This is a genomic window from Paenibacillus sp. N119s, assembly GCF_059447605.1.
In genome coordinates this window covers 1-3,505 of sequence record NZ_JCAJRU010000358.1, presented here as the reverse complement: position 1 = coordinate 3,505, position 3,505 = coordinate 1, and the positions used below count along the sequence as shown (strand labels likewise).

The 3,505-nt window shown below is 46.0% G+C and carries 2 protein-coding genes and 1 pseudogene; all 3 read left to right on the top strand.

Annotation, left to right across the window (positions count from 1 at the left end):
• Positions 1-315: pseudogene (locus AC5V8P_RS24435) on the top strand (glycoside hydrolase family 25 protein); the annotation flags it as partial.
• 749 nt (positions 316-1,064) lie between these two features.
• Positions 1,065-2,720, top strand: coding sequence for an ABC transporter substrate-binding protein (locus tag AC5V8P_RS24430; RefSeq protein WP_064795474.1), 1,656 nt, complete (start codon positions 1,065-1,067; stop codon positions 2,718-2,720).
• A 29-nt stretch (positions 2,721-2,749) separates the two neighbouring features.
• On the top strand, positions 2,750-3,505 hold a 756-nt coding region (locus AC5V8P_RS24425), incomplete at its 3' end, for an ABC transporter permease (protein WP_495473967.1).

Below are 3,505 nucleotides of genomic sequence, written 5' to 3'. Positions count from 1 at the left end.
CCCATGACAGCGGAAGAAAAAGCAGCATTTAAGGCCCTGCAGCAGCAGGTGGTCGTCCTTGAAAACAGCAGAGATGTGCTCAAGCAAACATTAAATGAACAGAGCGCTTATATTAAAAAGGTGGATCAGCGAGTAGCTGAACTGGAGGCGCGTCAGGCTATGCCTGTACCGGCCTGGGCCAAGGAAGCGATGGCTGCTGCTGTTGCCGTTAATCCGGCAAGCCCGATTGTGGATACGAAACTGCCAAGCAGTTATGATTTTTATCGTTTACTGGTCGTGTTGAACCGTCTAGGTGTGTTTAAAACCACCAAGTAATTTAATAGAGCGCTTTAAAAGTGTGAATCATTGGGTGAAAATACAGTATATCTACCAGCCGGACCGAGCTGCGACGACTCCTGTATGTATGTTTGTTTATTTTAGAACATGGCTGGGAGTTGGGATTTAAAGGATGGAAGCGGTGTTGTAAGAGGCAGATGTTTACTTATAAAGTTCCTGTAGCATTTTTTCATCGTAAAAGGAGTCAGGCCGTGTCTGTAGGTTTAGTGATGAATATTTCTTTGAGAAAGATCATACTCCTGCTTGTAGGTTTACGACCACAAGCAGGAGTTTTATTTGATATGAACGTGTAAGTTGATTTGTGATGTTAATTAACATGGTGCATAAAAACATATTATAATGTATGCAAAACCCCCTTGCCTGCTTCCAGATTTTATAGTAAAGTATCCAATAATCAACTATTTTTGAAACTAGTATTCACTATCTGTAAGTATATATCACACATTCTCCATGATCTAACATAATCCTCTCTTTTATGACATTACATCTATTCAATTTTCCTACTACATCTCTTACATACACCACTAGATTATGAGTGCTTCTGCCAGTATTTTACGATAAAAGCCTGTCCAGAACCCCCATACTTTCCCTACTACTACACCTATTGGATGAACTCTGAACTTGGGACTGCAGCTTGAGGACAAGCTTGTCATACCAATCCATAGGATTTGGTATTCATCCGGTATCAACGAATTAACAATATATAAGGTGTGAAAGGGGCTTGCTGCATGGGCAAAAAAAACGCAAAACACAACATCTGGACGGTACTGCTGGTACTTGCGCTAGGAGCGGTTTTGGTGCTTTCCGGTTGTGGAGGAGCAGGTAAAGGTGCAAAACCAGAGGCGGGAAAATCGCCAGGCGGAGCGGGGGAAGGCGTGCAGGACACGTTAATTTATGGGCGTGGTGGGGATTCCGTGGCACTGGATCCTGCCATTGTAACAGATAGCGAATCCCTAAAGATTGGACATCAGGTATTTGATTCCCTGTTGGAGTACAAGGACGGTACAACCACAGTACAACCCGGATTAGCTGAAAGCTGGGAAGTGTCTCCAGATGGTTTGGTGTATACATTCAAGCTGCGGCAGGGTGTAAAATTCCACGACGGGACTGACTTTAATGCGGAGGCGGTCGTGTTTAACTTCGAGCGCTGGGCTAATACGAGAAGTCCCTATAAATATGAGGGAGACTCATTTGACTATTATGACTCTATGTTTGGTTCCGAAAAAAGCCGGGTGATTAAATCGGTCAAGGCAGTAGATGCCGGCACCGTTCAGTTTACATTAAATAAGCCGCAGGCTCCTTTTCTGCAAAATTTAGCTATGACTTCCTTTGGGATTGCTAGTCCCAAGGCTGTGCAGGAGAAAAAGGCTGATTTCAAAAGCAATCCGGTGGGTACAGGACCGTTTGTATTTAAAGAGTGGAAGCGGAATGACTCCATCACACTGGAGAAAAATCCAAATTATTGGAAGAAGGGACAGCCGAAGCTGGCTAAGGTCATTGTGCGCTCTATCCCCGACAATACTGCGCGGTATAATGCTCTGCAAAACGGGGAAATTGATCTGATGGAAGATATGAACCCGGATGATGTGAAGCAGTTAGAAGGTAACAGTGAGTTGGTGAAAATTGAACGTCCACCTTTCAATATTGCGTACATTGGGTTTAATTTGAAGAAAAAGAAATTCGATAATCCCAAGGTGCGGCAGGCATTGAACCACGCAGTAAACAAGCAAGCTATTATTGATGCACTATTTGCCGGACAGGCCAAGCCTGCAGTTAATCCGATGCCACCTACGTTATGGGGATACAATGACGGCATTCAGGACTACGCCTATGATCTGAATAAGGCTAAATCTTTGCTGGCAGAAGCGGGTTTCCCTAACGGGCTTCCAGAGCCATTAACCTTCTATGCTATGCCTGTATCTCGTCCATACATGCCTGACGGTAAAAAGGTAGCAGAGGCCATTCAGGCCGATTTTGAGAAAATAGGCATCAAAGTCAACATTCAATCCCCGGAATGGGCTACGTATCTGGATGATCTTAAGGCTGGAGAGAAGGATGATTTGTACATGCTGGGCTGGAACGGGGACAACGGCGATCCGGATAACTTCCTGTACACCCTATTGGACAAGGATACAATTCCAGGTAATAACCGCAGTTTCTATGCGAACGAGGAGCTGCATAAAATTCTAGTAAAAGCTCAAACGGAAGTGGATCAGGACAAACGTACTGAGCTGTACAAGCAAGCACAGGAAATCATCAAAAAGGATGCGCCATGGATTCCGCTGGTACACACGACACCTTTAATGGCAGGGAAAACTAACCTTAAAGGGTTTGTTCCTTCTCCAACAGGCACCGAATCGTACAGTAATATTTATTTTGAATAGCCTAAACGCAAGCAGGCGGTGAATAGCATATGAACTCATATATTGTAAAAAGGCTGGCTATATTGATTCCGGTATTGCTGGGTATGACGCTTATCGTGTTTTCGATTATTCATGCTATTCCCGGTGATCCGGCGGAAACGATACTAGGGGACAAGGCCACGGAGCAGTCCAAACAGGCGTTGCGCGAGCAATTAGGGCTGGATAAGCCGTGGTTACAGCAGTATGGGACCTATCTAAGTGAGCTGGCACGAGGGGACTTGGGTGATTCCATTCGCACCAGGCAGCCGATTGCCCGGGAAATGGTCCCTTATCTGGCGGCTACGCTGGAGTTGACGGTCGCAAGCATGTTTTTTGCCGTTGTCGTGGGTATGAATGCAGGCATTGTGAGTGCCTGGAAGCGAAATTCCTGGTTTGACTATGTCAGTATGGTGATTGCCCTGGTCGGAGTATCGATGCCGATTTTTTGGCTGGGCTTGATGGAGCAGTGGATCTTTGCTAATAAGCTGCATTGGCTCCCTTCCATCGGACGCATGAATTCCCGTGATCCAGTGGAAGCTGTGACGAATTTAGCCGTGATTGATGCGTTCATAGGTGGACGTATGGACCAGGTGTGGACCGTCATCAAGCATTTAATCCTGCCCAGTATCGCACTGGGCACGATTCCAATGGCGGTCATAGCGCGTATTACCCGTTCCAGCATGCTGGAGGTGATGGATGCGGACTATATCCGCACCGCTCGGGCGAAGGGTCTGGCATCTTTTCAAGTCGTGTACAAACATGCGCTT